14 protein-coding genes and 1 riboswitch are annotated in these 14,351 nt (G+C 53.4%); of the genes, 6 read left to right on the top strand and 8 right to left on the bottom strand.

Annotation, left to right across the window (positions count from 1 at the left end; all coding sequences use genetic code 11):
• Positions 1 to 257: 257 nt before the first annotated feature.
• Complete coding sequence (locus PAT3040_RS02200) at positions 258 to 1,922, bottom strand: glutamine--tRNA ligase/YqeY domain fusion protein (RefSeq protein WP_087569968.1); 1,665 nt, start codon at positions 1,920 to 1,922, stop codon at positions 258 to 260.
• A 531-nt stretch (positions 1,923 to 2,453) separates the two neighbouring features.
• A riboswitch (cyclic di-AMP (ydaO/yuaA leader) is annotated at positions 2,454 to 2,605 on the top strand.
• A 4-nt stretch (positions 2,606 to 2,609) separates the two neighbouring features.
• On the opposite strand from PAT3040_RS02200, the gene PAT3040_RS02195 reads away from it, so the two are divergent.
• Complete coding sequence (locus PAT3040_RS02195) at positions 2,610 to 3,092, top strand: C40 family peptidase (protein ID WP_108991375.1); 483 nt, start codon at positions 2,610 to 2,612, stop codon at positions 3,090 to 3,092.
• 87 nt (positions 3,093 to 3,179) lie between these two features.
• On the opposite strand, the gene PAT3040_RS02190 is transcribed toward PAT3040_RS02195, so the two are convergent.
• The gene (locus PAT3040_RS02190; RefSeq protein WP_108991374.1) at positions 3,180 to 4,478 is read right to left on the bottom strand and encodes an MFS transporter; all 1,299 of its coding nucleotides are present in this window, start codon (positions 4,476 to 4,478) and stop codon (positions 3,180 to 3,182) included.
• A 59-nt stretch (positions 4,479 to 4,537) separates the two neighbouring features.
• On the opposite strand from PAT3040_RS02190, the gene PAT3040_RS02185 reads away from it, so the two are divergent.
• A complete protein-coding gene (locus PAT3040_RS02185) occupies positions 4,538 to 5,074 on the top strand; it encodes a GNAT family N-acetyltransferase (protein ID WP_258234790.1) in 537 nt (178 codons plus the stop codon).
• Positions 5,075 to 5,113: 39 nt separating this feature from the next.
• On the opposite strand, the gene PAT3040_RS02180 is transcribed toward PAT3040_RS02185, so the two are convergent.
• Both PAT3040_RS02180 and PAT3040_RS02175 read right to left on the bottom strand, forming a co-directional pair.
• Positions 5,114 to 6,349 (bottom strand): EAL domain-containing protein, encoded by a 1,236-nt coding sequence (locus PAT3040_RS02180; RefSeq protein WP_108991373.1) that lies wholly within the window; start codon positions 6,347 to 6,349, stop codon positions 5,114 to 5,116.
• A gap of 88 nt (positions 6,350 to 6,437) precedes the next feature.
• The gene (locus PAT3040_RS02175; RefSeq protein WP_087569973.1) at positions 6,438 to 6,731 is read right to left on the bottom strand and encodes a hypothetical protein; all 294 of its coding nucleotides are present in this window, start codon (positions 6,729 to 6,731) and stop codon (positions 6,438 to 6,440) included.
• A gap of 121 nt (positions 6,732 to 6,852) precedes the next feature.
• Between PAT3040_RS02175 and motA the strand changes: the two genes are divergently transcribed.
• Together motA and PAT3040_RS02165 are read left to right on the top strand one after the other, a co-directional pair.
• On the top strand, positions 6,853 to 7,653 hold the full coding sequence (motA, locus tag PAT3040_RS02170; RefSeq protein WP_108991372.1) for a flagellar motor stator protein MotA: 801 nt from the start codon (positions 6,853 to 6,855) through the stop codon (positions 7,651 to 7,653).
• Positions 7,637 to 8,488 carry a flagellar motor protein MotB gene (locus tag PAT3040_RS02165; RefSeq protein WP_108991371.1) on the top strand — a complete coding sequence of 284 codons (852 nt, stop codon included), beginning with the start codon at positions 7,637 to 7,639 and terminating at the stop codon, positions 8,486 to 8,488. The genes motA and PAT3040_RS02165 overlap by 17 nt, the downstream gene beginning before the upstream one ends.
• A 130-nt stretch (positions 8,489 to 8,618) precedes the next feature.
• Here PAT3040_RS02165 and rluF read toward each other — a convergent pair whose 3' ends face one another.
• Genes rluF through PAT3040_RS02150 form a run of 3 tightly spaced genes read right to left on the bottom strand, consistent with a single transcriptional unit; the run spans position 8,619 to position 11,962 of the window.
• Positions 8,619 to 9,320, bottom strand: coding sequence for a 23S rRNA pseudouridine(2604) synthase RluF (rluF, locus tag PAT3040_RS02160; protein ID WP_108991370.1), 702 nt, complete (start codon positions 9,318 to 9,320; stop codon positions 8,619 to 8,621).
• A 41-nt stretch (positions 9,321 to 9,361) separates the two neighbouring features.
• Positions 9,362 to 10,036 carry a Rossmann-fold NAD(P)-binding domain-containing protein gene (locus PAT3040_RS02155; protein WP_181376403.1) on the bottom strand — a complete coding sequence of 225 codons (675 nt, stop codon included), beginning with the start codon at positions 10,034 to 10,036 and terminating at the stop codon, positions 9,362 to 9,364.
• Positions 10,037 to 10,075: 39 nt separating this feature from the next.
• Positions 10,076 to 11,962 (bottom strand): PAS domain S-box protein, encoded by a 1,887-nt coding sequence (locus tag PAT3040_RS02150; RefSeq protein WP_258234789.1) that lies wholly within the window; start codon positions 11,960 to 11,962, stop codon positions 10,076 to 10,078.
• Between the two features lie 247 nt (positions 11,963 to 12,209).
• Here PAT3040_RS02150 and tadA point away from each other — a divergent pair, with 247 nt between their 5' ends.
• The gene (gene tadA, locus PAT3040_RS02145) at positions 12,210 to 12,674 is read left to right on the top strand and encodes a tRNA adenosine(34) deaminase TadA (protein ID WP_087569977.1); all 465 of its coding nucleotides are present in this window, start codon (positions 12,210 to 12,212) and stop codon (positions 12,672 to 12,674) included.
• A gap of 7 nt (positions 12,675 to 12,681) precedes the next feature.
• Here tadA and PAT3040_RS02140 read toward each other — a convergent pair whose 3' ends face one another.
• The gene (locus PAT3040_RS02140) at positions 12,682 to 12,879 is read right to left on the bottom strand and encodes an aspartyl-phosphate phosphatase Spo0E family protein (RefSeq protein ID WP_087569978.1); all 198 of its coding nucleotides are present in this window, start codon (positions 12,877 to 12,879) and stop codon (positions 12,682 to 12,684) included.
• 448 nt (positions 12,880 to 13,327) lie between these two features.
• On the opposite strand from PAT3040_RS02140, the gene PAT3040_RS02135 reads away from it, so the two are divergent.
• On the top strand, positions 13,328 to 14,351 hold a 1,024-nt coding region (locus tag PAT3040_RS02135), incomplete at its 3' end, for a Mur ligase family protein (RefSeq protein WP_108991369.1).

Below are 14,351 nucleotides of genomic sequence, written 5' to 3'. Positions count from 1 at the left end.
GGCTCGGCGCTCCACGGAGCCAAACACATCCGTAAGATCGTAAGATCGAGCTAATCCCCCAGATCGAGCGAACTCATCAGTCTGGGCGAGGCTTGCGAGGGACCCGATCTCGCTGGATCTTTGGCCCTCCAGCTCTCGCCGCTCCCTGGCACCCGCACTCTCGCTGTCCTCTGGCACTCCAGCTCGCCGATCTCCGGCCCTCGCGCTCTCGCCGATCTCACCCTCGCACTCTCGCCGATCTCAGGCCCTCCCGCTCCCTAAGCCTTGGTCGGGTCGAACGAGCTCTTGAGCGACACGATTCGATTAAAGGCCAGCTTGCCGCCGCCCGAATCCTTGGAGTCGACGCTAAAGTAGCCGTGGCGGAAAAACTGGAACTTGTCGCCTCCGACAGCGTCCTTCATGTTCGGCTCTACGTAACCTTGCTCGACTTGCAGCGAATTCGGATTGATGCGTTCCAGGAACGACTTATCGGACCCTTGCGACGCCTCGTCCAAAATAAGCGGCTCGTATAAACGGAAGTCCGCCGGTACCGCCTGCGACGCTTCAACCCAATGGATCGTGCCCTTCACCTTGCGCTCGCTAAATCCGCTCCCGCTTTTCGTCTTCGGATCGTACGTGCAGCGAAGCTCTACGACTTCGCCGTTCTCGTCCTTCACGGCCTCTTGGCAAGTAATGAAGTAAGCATGCTTCAACCTCACCTCGTTGCCAGGGAACAAGCGGAAATACTTACTCGGCGGATTCTCCATAAAGTCGTCGCGTTCGATATAAATTTCGCGCGAGAACGGAATTTGGCGGATGCCCATTTCTTCGTTCTCCGCATTGTTCTCCGCTTCCAGCAGCTCCGTCTGTCCTTCCGGATAGTTGGTGATGACGACCTTAAGCGGCCGCAGGACCGCCATCGTCCGAAGCGCCTTCAGCTTCAGGTCCTCGCGGATGAAGTGCTCCAGATTCCGCTCGTCCACGACGCTGTTGCTTTTGGCAACGCCGATCTCGCGGCAGAATGCGCGAATCGCCTCCGGCGTGTAGCCGCGGCGGCGCATGCCGCTGATCGTCGGCATCCTCGGGTCGTCCCAGCCGTCTACAACGCCCTCGTCTACGAGCTGCTTCAAATAACGTTTGCTCATCACCGTGTTGGTGATGTTTAGCCGCGCGAATTCGTACTGGCGGGGAGTGCTCTCCATCTCGCATTCCGCGATCGCCCAGTCGTATAGCGGACGATGGTCCTCGAACTCCAGCGTACAAACGGAATGGGAGATCCCTTCGATCGCGTCGCTGAGCGGGTGGGCGTAATCGTACATGGGATAGATGCACCAAGCGTCGCCTGTCCGGTGATGATGCGAATGGGAGATCCGATAGAGAACGGGATCGCGCATCGTGATATTTGGCGAACCCATGTCGATCTTCGCCCGCAGGACGCGCTCGCCATCCTTGAATTCTCCCGCGCGCATCCGCGCGAACAGATCCAGATTTTCCTCCACGCTGCGATTTCGGCCAGGACTTTCCTTGCCCGGCTCCGTAAGCGTCCCTCTCATCTCGCGCATCTCGTCCGCCGTCAAGTCGCAGACGTAGGCCTTTCCTTTCTTAATAAGAAGCACCGCTCGATTATATAACTCTTCGAAGTAGTCCGAGGCGAAACGCAGCTCATCCCAATCGAAGCCCAGCCAGCGCACGTCCTCCTGGATGGCCTCAACGTACTCCGTGTCTTCCTTGACGGGATTCGTATCATCGAAGCGCAGATTCGTCTTTCCTTTGAACTCATCCGCGAGCTCGAAGTTCAGACAGATCGACTTCGCATGTCCGATATGCAGATAGCCGTTCGGCTCCGGCGGGAAGCGCGTAACGACTTCTTGCACGCGGCCGCTCTTTAAATCTTCCACGACAATATTTTTGATGAAATTGGAGGATGATGACTTGTTCTCCATTGTGTTTTCCACTTGCGACCTACCCCTTTTCCACTCGTGCGCCCATCCGGGGAATGTCTCGCAATCCCCAGGCCTTCACGTCGATTCTAACGTTGTTTATAGAGGATGTTCAAAAAGTCCGCTTTTGATCACGAAGTATGCCATGAAGCCTACTCGACATCGAATCTTGAATGCAAGCGAAAACTTCCGGTGCTCACGTAGCTTCCACTACGCTCCGCTCCTCAGTTTCTACTTTCATTCAATCTTCTCGGTGCTGAAAACCGAACTTTTTGAACTCGAACTTATAAAGGATTGTCCGACACGGGACAACACCCTTCGCCTTATCGCGCCTCGCCGCTTTCAACAACGACAGCCGATTCATTGTATCTCCTTATGATACACAAAATTTAGCTAAATTACACGCTTTGGAAGCGCCTTCTACCCATGGTTTTTGAATTTGAAACGTATTATTTATGAATCTAATATTAATATCTTCTCATATTCAACACGAATCTACATTTTGCCATTATTATAATCCTTAGAAAATAACTTTGGATGACATTGCCTAATTCCCAATCGGGAAACGGGGGAACCACTCTGGGTGAATTGACTTCGACGTCTGGTGTTCTACAGCGCCTGAGAAGTCATAGGGAACCTTCAACCGAACCCCACAGCTAACCTCGTCGGCACCGGAAGGAGAACCATAAGTTGAAGAAAAAGATTAGCTCTGTTTTACTAGGGCTTGTGCTTCTGCTTGCTTTCCAGGCAGGAAGCGCTTTCGCAAGCTCAGAGATGGACAGCATCATTGATGGTGTAATTGGCACGCCTTATTCTTACGGCGGGACCACCACAAAAGGTTTTGACTGCTCCGGATTTAACGGCTACGTATTCAAGAAGATGGGTATTGATCTTCCCCGTAGATCGGTGGACCAAGCAACAGTCGGAACCAAAGTCGCTAAGGCTGATCTGCAGCCAGGCGATCTTGTCTTCTTCGACACAAGCGGCAAGGTAAACGGTGAAATCACGCACGCAGGCATCTACGTAGGCGGCGGCAAGTTTGCCCATGCTTCTACAAGCCGCGGAGTTATCATTGACGATCTTAACAGTTCCTATTATAAGTCCCGTTTTGTAACGGCGCGCAGCGTCATGGATGCCGAGCAATTCGAGACTTACGCAGTCGCAGCCAAATAATGGACAAGGCAACAGCCTCCCCGGCAACGGGGAGGCTGTTCTTTTTGTTCGACAGCCGTTTGCTTTTCTCATTGTGCAATCCGTCGCTTACGACCGCAGCCGCTCCACGTGACCCGCCAATCTACGCCCTTGATAAAGGATCACTCCAAGCAGGACTAGCATAATGGCAACCAGTACGGCAAGATAAACAATCGTATATTCCACTTCGAAGCGATCCATCAGCCAGCCCGTCATTCTTGGAAACAAGGCGCCGCCGATACCTCCAAATGCTACCATTAGACTAGTCGTTCGCTCCGTCATACCCGGCAACAAGCTGTTGGCGTACACCAATGCGATGCCGAACACGCCGGAGAAAAACAGTCCGCCAAGCGCAATCAATAGCAGCATCCAATTCAAACTGGTCGTAATCGTCATTAGCAGGAATACGATCGCGGCCCCCAGCGTAGAAATCGTCAGGTACCTTCCATAGCCGACCTTCTCCGCAATCACTCCCGCGAACAGCCTGCCCAGTACGATCGTTCCCCAGAACAAGCTAAGTGAAGCAGCCGCGCCAGCTTCTCCCATCTCCGTACGGGTGATGAGTATGGACGGAAGGTAGTTGGAGAAACTCATCTCCATCCCCACGTACATCAGGAAGAACAGCGCGCAGAGAATCAGGAAAGGCAACAGTCGACCCGAATAACCTAGCAAGACTCCTCTCGAAGGTTTGGACATGGTTGCGTCTTCCGGCGAACCCCCGCCGTCAGCACCCACACTTGTTTCCGCCTTGGCATCAGCATGGCTCGAGGCTGCACGCTCTCTTGCACCTGACGTTGTCGGCCTTGCCGCCAGCCCAAGCTGACTGTCCAGCTCGCCGAAGGACATCGTCAACCATAAAACGAAGGTAATCCCCGCCATGGCGGACAGAATCGGGAATGACAGCTGCCAGATATGCTCTTGAATAAGGAAGGCCACAGTCACCGGTATGATGAGCGCCCCGATTCCGAAGAACGTTTCGAGACGGCTCATGGCCGAAGCCTTTCCCTTTACCAGGTCGATGATGGCCGCTCCTACGATTGCCTCCGTCATCCCGAAGCCGACCCCCGCGATGGGAGCGATGGCGAGCATCCATCCCCAAGGCAGCAGCAAGCTGTACGCCGCTTCGCTAAGGGTGAGCAAACCCATGGCCAGCAATACAGCGCCGCGTTTCCCTATGCGCGCCGTCAGAGTAGGGGCTAGCAGAACGCCGACCATAAACCCCAGAAATTGATTCATTATCCACTGGCCGCCATCCTTGTAAGAGACGCCATAATAGGCAATCAACTGTTCTAATACCGAGCCTCCCACCACGTGGGCGATACCAATAACGAGATAAGATAAACATCCGATCCATAGCAGCTTCTTCACGTTGCCGATTCTCCTTACTACATACACGCGCCGCGGCGCCTATCTGATATAATCAAATTATGATGAATTCTGCAGAGCACGAACCTAACCTTAGTTATTATAAACCAAATCTATCAGCGCTGACTATCGGACCACTGGAAGTCTCCCATGCGGAACAGCTATGTACGTGGAGGTACGAAGAACCATACGAGCGCTTCAACTGGCCGTCCTGGGATCAAATGCAACAGGACGGAATCGAATTCGGTGATCCCGTCCTGCGAGCAGAGCAATATGGAGCCATTCTGGACGAACGGCAAAGGTTGATTGGCTATGCCCAATTCTTCCCTATGGGCAGCGTGACCAGACTTGGCCTCGGACTGTATCCCGACCTGTGCGGCCAAGGGGTGGGCTCGTCGGTTGTCGGTCTCATGGCAGCAGAAGCTCTGCGTCGATGTCCGGGCAACGAGATCGATCTCGAAGTGCTCGTGTGGAATGTCCGGGCCATCCGCGCCTATGAGAAAGCCGGCTTCAGCATTACCGACACCTATCTTCGCCCCTCTTTCAGCGGCGGCGAGCCTGAGTGGTTCCACTGCATGGTGTACGAAGCGCCTCGTTAAGCGCGTGTTTGCAGCTTCCAAGATCTGATGGCCACCTCATTAAGAGGCTTCCCACGGACTAACCTCATCCTTGCTGTCGGCAAATAGGATCAGACCGGGACGGACGAGCACCGAGACCGAACGAATCCACGCTCTGGAATCCAGATCCGTATACGATCGGGATACGATCGCTCTCCGGCTCTCCCCCAGTTGAACCAGATTCGGGACAAAATACGGCCTCCAACTCCAATTGGCATACCGGTACTCTTCTTCCCGCTTCCAGACTCCGTCTTCCCCCCTGCTGAAATTCGCGGACAGCTGAATGCCTTCCTCGTTGCATAGGTATACCTTGGTGCAAGAGGATTTTAAATGCGGGATAAGCAACTCCAGCCAGTCGTCGGCCTTCTCCGGCAGTACCGCTCCAAGCATAATCGTCTGCAGGTGATCCGCCAGACGTTCTGCCTGCTGCTGCCACCACCTCTCTGTATGAGCGAGCTGCCTAAGATTGCGATCCAGCTCGTTCTCGATGACGGCGGCAAAGCTTGCCGGACCGATAAAGTCGGCTCCCGCCCGCGCGAACAAGAAACCTTGTACGTACCTGGCGCCGGATTGGATGGCGCGCTCCAGATCCTCTCTCGTCTCCACACCCTCGAACAGCAAAGAGGCGCCAATCTGCTCGGCAAGCTCGGAGAACGAACGAAGCACCCCATAGTAGCCATTGTGCGTCCCGCTTCGTTTGACGATATGCATATCGATCTTGAGCAGATTGGGTTGAATCTGGGCGATACGATCGGCGCTGCTAAAGCCGCTCCCGACATCGTCGATAGCGATCAGACAACCGGCCGCGCGATAACGATCGACCACCTCCCGCAGCACATCCATGGAGCCATGGAAACTTTCCTCCGTTATTTCGATCACGATGCGAGCCGGATCGGCATGATGCTTGGCGATCAGATCCAACGTATACAGCTCGCCCTTTTCTCCTTGCCGGTAGATCCAGGCTGGCTTAAGGTTCAGAAAAAGCAGCGGAGGATTTTCTTGGCATGCATGCTTGGCTATCGCCTGCTCTCTCAGCAGTCGGTCAACAAGCAGATGATCCTCCATCGGGATAGCATCATCGCCGAAGAAGGGCCCCAGACTCCTCGGGCCCTTTTCGCCAACGGCTCTTCCGAGCACCTCGTAGCCTTCAATCCTTCTCGTATCGAGCGCAATAATAGGTTGATAGTAGGCTGCTAACGTTTCCCCGTCCAGTCGAAGACTTGGCGGCAACGAGCCCGCCGAATGAGAACCAGTCATGTCGCTCTCTCCAATGTAATGTACATGTTAGCTATCATGCCATTGTGATTTGCTTTTATTCTAATGGAGAGCTGTATCGTTGTAAAGATTAGATGAGGCGAATAATGTGAATGACATTATCTCCTTGCATCACTTCTATAATATGATGCTTGTTGTTGTACACAATTTCACCCTGTCCAACCTTGATGACGGGCTCTTCGCCAAGTCCGAAGAAGACGTCGTCCGCCAACGCTTCCATAACCTCATGCCGATCAGATGTCGGCAGCGCCGCCCACTCTTCCGGCTCCATCTCAAAGAAGGAGTAGCTGCCCTCGATATCCCCCACCGCTTGAGTTAATTCCTTCAATATATCCGCATATTCGCGCGCGTGTCGTACACCCATCGTTCACACATCTCCTTAAAATTATGGTTCGATCTTTATTACTATAATTTCAGAATACCCTTTTGACGATATAAATAGAAGTAGACGGCTCAAATATAGAACATACTGGACGGGGTGTATGATGAAGAACTCAACAATTATCGGTCTTGTGTTAGGTCTAATCGCAGTGCTGGGCGGGATGGTGGTTAAGGGCGCGCACTTATCGTCGCTTCTGAATCCTGCAGCCTTTATGATTATTATTCTCGGCACCGTTGCCTCCGTCATGGTCGCCTTCCCAATGTCCGAACTCAAAAAAGTCGGCAAGCTGTTCAAGATCGTATTCGCCGAGCAAAAGCTCACCTCCCGCGAGGAATTGATCAGCCGTTTCATGGAGTGGGCATCCATCACCCGCCGCGAAGGTTTGCTAGCGCTCGAGGCTCGCGTCGACGAGATCGAGGACACCTTTCTGCGTAACGGCATGCGCATGATTATTGACGGCAATGACCAGGATCTTGTCCGCGACGTTCTCCTGGAGGATATCGCCGCCACAGAGGACCGCCATAAGGCTGGCGCTTTGATCTTTACGCAGGCAGGCACTTACGCTCCTACGCTCGGGGTACTCGGCGCGGTCGTCGGCCTCGTCGCCGCCCTGTCCGAGATGAGCGATATGGACAAGCTTGCGCATGCCATCGCAGGCGCGTTCATCGCAACCCTGCTCGGTATCTTTACAGGTTATGTCCTGTGGCATCCCATTGCCAATAGACTTAAGCGGATCTCCAAGCAAGAGATCCAGATCAGACTGATGATGCTGGAGGGACTGTTATCCATTCAGTCCGGCGTATCCACGATCGCCATTCACCAGAAGCTTTCCGTATTCCTCACGCCTACGGAGCGGCTGAAGATGAAAGAGAAGGAGGAAGGGGCCGTTGAGCAGAAAGCATAGGAAGCATGACGATCACGAGGAGCACGTAGATGAATCTTGGCTTATCCCTTATGCCGACTTGCTCACCTTGCTGCTTGCGCTCTTTATCGTTCTCTATTCGATGAATTCCGTTGATGTAAAGAAGTTCGAAGAGATGTCCCAAGCGTTTAGCATTGCGCTCAGCAACGGCAGCGGCGTTCTGGACCTTCCCTCGGTCGTTAAAGAAGGCGAGGATACGACCAAAAAAAATCAGGGCGGCGACAAGGATAACGACAAGCAAACGGAGAGCCAGCAGCAACAAGAGCAGCAATCCGAGTCCAGCCTGGAAGAGTTGATTAAGAAGGAGCAGGCGGAGCTGGAGGATCTTAAGAAGAAGATCGACGCCTATATCGACAAGAACGGCCTCACCTCCGATCTGGAGACGAAGATGAACATGTCTCAGCTGCTCATCATTATCAGCGACAACGCCTTATTCGCGCCGGCACAAGCTACTGTCAAGCCCGAATCCAGGGAGCTTGCCGGGGCGATAGCGACCATGCTTACGCAATATCCGAATTACGATGTGATCGTTGCCGGCCATACGGACGATACGCCGATCCACAACTCGCAATTCCGCTCTAACTGGGATCTGAGCGTCATGCGCGCGGTCCGCTTCCTGGATGTTATGCTGGAGAACAAAGCGCTCGATGAAAAACGGTTCAGCGCCACCGGTTATGGTGAAAACCATCCTGTGGCAGAGAACAACTCGGTCGCGAACAAGGCGAAGAATCGCCGCGTCGAAGTGTCCATTCTGCACACCTATGTCAATACGCAGAATACACAAAATTTGTCCGTGAGCGACAACGCCTCACAGTGAGACTAACCTTACAGAGCCCAGGGGCTTGTCCGAAAACAAAGAAGCTTTCATCTTCGCCGACATGCGGAGACGAAAGCTTCTTTTTCCTGAAACGCAATGCCCCGCCAGAGGACGGCGTCAGCCGTTTCACCTATCGCGGCTCATATTGCAGCAGATCAAACAGCTCCCTGCGCTCATCTTCGGTCAGGTCGCGCCACTTGCCTACGGCCAACTCGCCGAGATGAATGTTCATAATCCGCACTCTCTTTAGTCTGCGGACATGGAAACCGAGTGCCTCGCACATGCGCCGAATTTGCCGATTGCGTCCTTCCGTCAGCACGATACGGAATGTACGCTCCGCGACGCGCGTCACTTTGCAGGGCAACGTCAGACTCCCCAGCACTTTAACCCCTGTAGACATCCCCTTGACGAAAGCTTCCGTAATGGGCCTGTCCACCGTCACGATATATTCTTTCTCGTGTTTCCCTTCCGAACGTAGAATGGGATTAACCACATCGCCGTCGTTCGTAAGCAAAATAAGTCCTTCCGAATCCTTATCGAGCCTCCCGATCGGGAAGATCCGTTCGGAATGTCCCACGAAATCGACGATATTTCCTTTAATATGGCTCTCTGACGTGCTAGTAATACCGACTGGCTTATTAAGCGCGATATAGACGTGGCGGCGCTGCTCGCCAATTTGCCTGCCGTTAATCCGAACATCATCGCCTTGCTCTGCCTGACTCCCGAGAACGGCGGTCACGCCATTAATTGTTACCTTGCCGGACTCCACCAGCTTATCCGCCTCCCGGCGGGAGCAGAAGCCGGTCTCGCTTATAAATTTATTGATTCTCACTGCTGCCTCACCTCGCTGTAGCGTATGCTACACTAACTTTCTTATTTGCGCAACAAAGACGCCATCGATCCTATCCGGTTAGAGGGAATGATCCTTTCGAACGTCCCTTTCGTCAGCGCTGCGGCCGCCATGGCTCCAGCGATTGCCTCCGCATGTACGGGCTTGTACTTGCCTAACGGGCCCGCGAACAATAGCGGCATCCATGCCGATAATTTCGCTGCCATGCTCTCCCCGAACCGGAACTCTCCTCTATCGCCCAGAATCAGCGACGGGCGGAAGAGATGCAGCGAGCGCAGCGACAACGACTGAAGATCCCGCTCCAATCTGCCTTTGACCCTGGTGTAGAAAAACTTGGAGTTCGCGTCTGCTCCCGTCGAGGATACGAGCAGGTAACTCGCTGCCCCAGCCCGCTTTGCGAGCTTTCCCAGCTCCATGGGATAATGATAATCCACCCGCTCAAAGCTCTCCTTGGAACCCGCCTTTTTCATGGTTGTGCCGAGTGCGCAATAGACGTCGGTTTCCGCGAACAACTCGGGCGGCAGTTCTCCAAGCTTCTCGTAGTCGATCACGAGCTGCGTTAGTCTGGGATGCGCAACATTTATGCGTCTGCGCACCAGCACGGTGATCCCCTCATATTCCCTCATCCCAAGCAGAAGCTTTACCAGCTCTCCCCCAACCAGGCCGGTTGCCCCTGCTATAATGGCCCTTCTTCCCATTGCCGACCCTCTCCTTTTCTCTCTCTCGAGAAGCCCCTCTTACTGCGCAGCAGGAAGATCTTCTTGGGGCTCCTTTTTCAGTGCCGGGAGCGTCACCTTTACGGAGGTGCCAACATTTACCTGACTCTGAATATCCATCGTACCTTGATGGCTGGTAATGATGCGCTGGCTCACCATAATGCCAAGCCCCGTGCCCGTCTCCTTCGCCGTGAAAAACGGATCGCCGATCTTCGAGATCATCTCCTCCGGAATGCCTACCCCTTCATCCGTTATCGATATTGCGATTCGGTCGCCCTTGCGCTGGATAGAGATATGGACGGAACCTCCCCCCGGCATAGCTTCAATCGCGTTTTTTAGCAGATTGATAAAAACTTGCTTGAGCTGGTTCTCCTCGCACGAGATTCGGCACTCCTCCTCGGTAATGACGGTCCGGAAAACGATATTATGAAGATGGGCTTCGCTATCCAGAAATACGAGCACATCATTGAGGACGTTGCGTATATCCTTCGTCACGAACTTCGTGGCTTGCGGCTTCGCCAGTATAAGGAATTCTCCGACGATCAGATTAATTCGGTCCAGCTCCGACAGCATCAGATTTACATGGCTTAAAGACAGCTTCTGGCTCTGCTGCTGCAGCTGCAGGAAGCCCCGCAGCGTAGTAAGCGGATTACGAATTTCGTGAGCGACTCCGGCAGCCAGCTGACCAACCGTCGTCAGCTTCTCCGACCGTCTAAGCAGCTCCTCCATCCGGTTCCGGCTGCGCATATCCCGGCAGATGCTTGCGAAGGCGCGGATCGTCCCGTCCGAGTCGCGGATCGGCGATACCATGACGCTGACGGGAATGATCTCGCCCGACTTCGTCATGCGTACAGTCTCTTGGGCCGGCAGCTTCTTGCCGGTCAGGAGCAAGCCGATCATCTGGCGCTTCTCCATGCGGTGAGTGTCCGGCACGGTCGGGAACCTCATGCCGAGCACTTCGGACTCTTCATATCCGAACAACTGCTCGAAGGCCCGATTGATCTGAATCACCTTGCCTTCCAGATCCATGAGATGAATCGCATCATTGGAATGATTAATGAACGACTCCAGATGTTCTTTCATTCGCCGATTCTCTTCGAAAGCCTTTCGAAGCTTATCCATATAGATACTGAGATTTTGCGACATGGCATTAATCTTGAGCGCAAGCAGGCCGAACTCATCCTTGCGTTTGATCTGGATCGGCTTGTGAAATCGGACGGACGACACTTCATTGACCTTCCATAATATGTCCTTGAGGGGGCGAATCATGAAGCCGATCAAAATATAGGTCAATATCATCGTACATAGCAGGAATATGCCTGTGTAGACAAGCGCATGATGCCTCTTCAAGCCAAGCATGCTCTCGATGCTGGACTTGTCGTAGACAACGCTGACCACGAGCCCGCGCGCGTCGGGGCTGGCCAGGAAGCTGCGATAATAAGATCCTCCGTTGTGATCGAACGTGGTATATTGTAAGGATTCGTCCCGATGAGCTTGCGCGATGAACGGATCGTTGTTAGCATCAATATATGTATACGTACCGTAGTTAACCTGACCGGAATCGTTGCCGAACACCGTAATTTCCTTAATGAAAGGATTGATTTCGAGGATCCGGAGAAATATCCCATCCGGCTGAAGCAAACTATCGATGCCAGCTGTATTTTGCGGATTGCCGCGGTTCTCGTAATCTCTGACGGCAAGGCTGGCCTGTTCGGAAGATTGGCGTATGGACGCACTCATTAATTGCTCGAAGCCTTTTACCATGGTATATTCGCTGACCAGATGGTACAGAATGACGACGGACACCAACATGAACGAGATTGCCACCGTCAACTTGGACTTGATCGACAAGGCGTGACCCACCCTTCGCAAGATGATCCGGGAGACTTGCATACAATGGTTGTTCAAAAAGTCCGCTTCCCATTACGAAGTATTCCCTGATGCTTACTCGACATCGAACTTTTGAACTTGATTTTTAAGCAGATATACACATTACGTTAACACTGCCCACAATAGTTATGCACAATCGTGGATGGAATGTGCACAACTTTGTTGATAATTATTTAGTTATCCACAAAATTATCCACTGCCTGTTAACACCGGAATATTTGTTCGTTGGATATACGATCATTCCCGCAGGAATAGGAGACTGACTATGAGAAGAGAGCAAGAGGATCGTGAATGGATGATGGAAGCGATCGCCGAAGCCGAGAAGGCGGAAGCCATCGGAGAGGTGCCCATCGGCGCGGTCATCGTTCGCAATAATGAAATCATTGGACGCGGTCATAATCTCCGGGAGACGAAGCATGACCCGACCGCCCATGCGGAGATGGTCGCCATTCGCGACGCATGCGAACGCATTGGCGCCTGGCGGCTGCTGGACTGCACGCTTTATGTCACGCTGGAGCCTTGCCCCATGTGCGCCGGAGCGCTTGTACAGTCCCGCGTAAAGCGCGTCGTCTACGGCACGGTCGATCCCAAGGCCGGCTGCGCCGGAACGCTTATGAACCTACTACAAGAGCCCCGTTTCAATCACGAAACGGAGCTCACAAGCGGCGTCCTGCAAGCGGAATGCGCTTTGCTGCTTACCCGGTTTTTCCGTAGGTTACGAAATCGTTGAGAAGCATCTATTTTCTTATATCTCTTAGATCGGACGAATGCTGGGCCTCTTCGCGCTGCAGATACTGCAGTGCGACGATAAGCTGATCGGCTTCCTCGCTAATAGCAAGGACCGCCGGGTCTGTCAAACTCCCCCGCGCCTCGGCAATTTCATGAAGCTTGAGCCTTAGCGATTGCAACTGAGTTAGCAGATGTTGTTTATCCATAATCGCTTCGAGGCACACTCCTTATCTGGCAGACTTCGTGAGGAATAGTACCATTATACTCTGTCCCAACCAAAGAGTTTGTAAAATCTTGTCGACGAATGGCAATAATTTTCAGGCATGATTCGACAGATGGGTTCCTTTTTTTCCTTTTACTAGAACTTAAGGCCTATTCGACCCTGCGTCGCAGCTCACGGCCTCCAGACGCAATTGTAATCTAAGAATTGTTGCAGTAAAATGTCTTCATATAGTACAGGAAGAGATTACTGCGTTCATCTCCTTTCTCGATGATTAAGCCTTGCAAGCTGATCAAGGTGTTGTGGTCGTTCTCGGCTTGATGAGCATATGTACACCTTACATAAATATTTGAATCAGGTTGACAAAGTAACACTGGCAGATGTCATGATTCGACTGCTATTTCAATAAGCTAATAAGTAAAGGGGCTGATCGCATGCTGCTTCGTGCCTTAATAGAAGAGCTGGACTATGTCGCTCTGCAGGGTGAGCCGGACGTCGCGAATGTAACGTCGATAGCCTTCGATTCCCGCGAGGTTGCCGAGTCCGGGCTGTTCGTCGCGATAACCGGCTTTACCGTCGACGGCCATCACTATATATCCAAAGCTGCCGAGAACGGGGCTGCGGCCATCCTCGTGGAGCGCGAGGTCGAGCTGTCCGGCCTGCCGTCCTCCATCGTTGTCGTTAAGGTGACGGACACTCGCCAGGCGCTGGCGCTCGCTTCCGCGCGTTTCTACGACAATCCTTCGAAGAAGCTCAGCTTGATCGGCATTACGGGAACGAACGGAAAGACGTCCACAACGTATTTCGTGAAGTCGATTCTCGAAGAAGCGCGCGCCACCGTCGGCGTAATCGGTACGATTGGCGCCATGATTGGCGACACGCCACTGGCTACGAAATCGACGACGCCAACAACGCCGGAATCGCTGCATCTGCAGCATATGTTCTCGGACATGGCGCATGCCGGCGTAGACACCTGCGTCATGGAGGTATCCTCGCATGCCTTGAGTCTGCAGCGGGCGGCGGCTTCCCGCTTCCGCATCGGCGTCTTTACGAACCTGACGCCGGATCATCTGGAGCTGCACCGCACGATGGAAGAATATTACGAGGCCAAGGCCATGCTGTTTGACCTGACGAGCGACTACAATGTCGTCAATATCGATGACGAGTACGGACGCCGTCTCTCGGACAAGGTTCGCCATCACAAGGCCCAATTGCTCACGTACGGCGTAGTCCCGGACATCCCGTCCGCAGGGTTCGATGAGACTGCGTTGCCGGACGTCTACGCCACGAACATACAGTACGAAGCCGACCACACAACTTATGTCGCGCACACACCCGTCGGAAGAGTCGATATCCGCGTCAATCTGCCGGGGTTAATCTATGTGTACAACAGCCTCGCGGCTGTTGCCGCCGCTTATTGCCAGGGCATCGGGCTGGGGCAGATTGCGGCGGGGGTTC

It is taken from the genome of Paenibacillus agaridevorans (assembly GCF_003112455.1).
In the GTDB taxonomy this organism is placed as follows: domain Bacteria; phylum Bacillota; class Bacilli; order Paenibacillales; family Paenibacillaceae; genus Pristimantibacillus; species Pristimantibacillus agaridevorans.
This window is presented reverse-complemented; position numbering and strand designations above follow the sequence as displayed.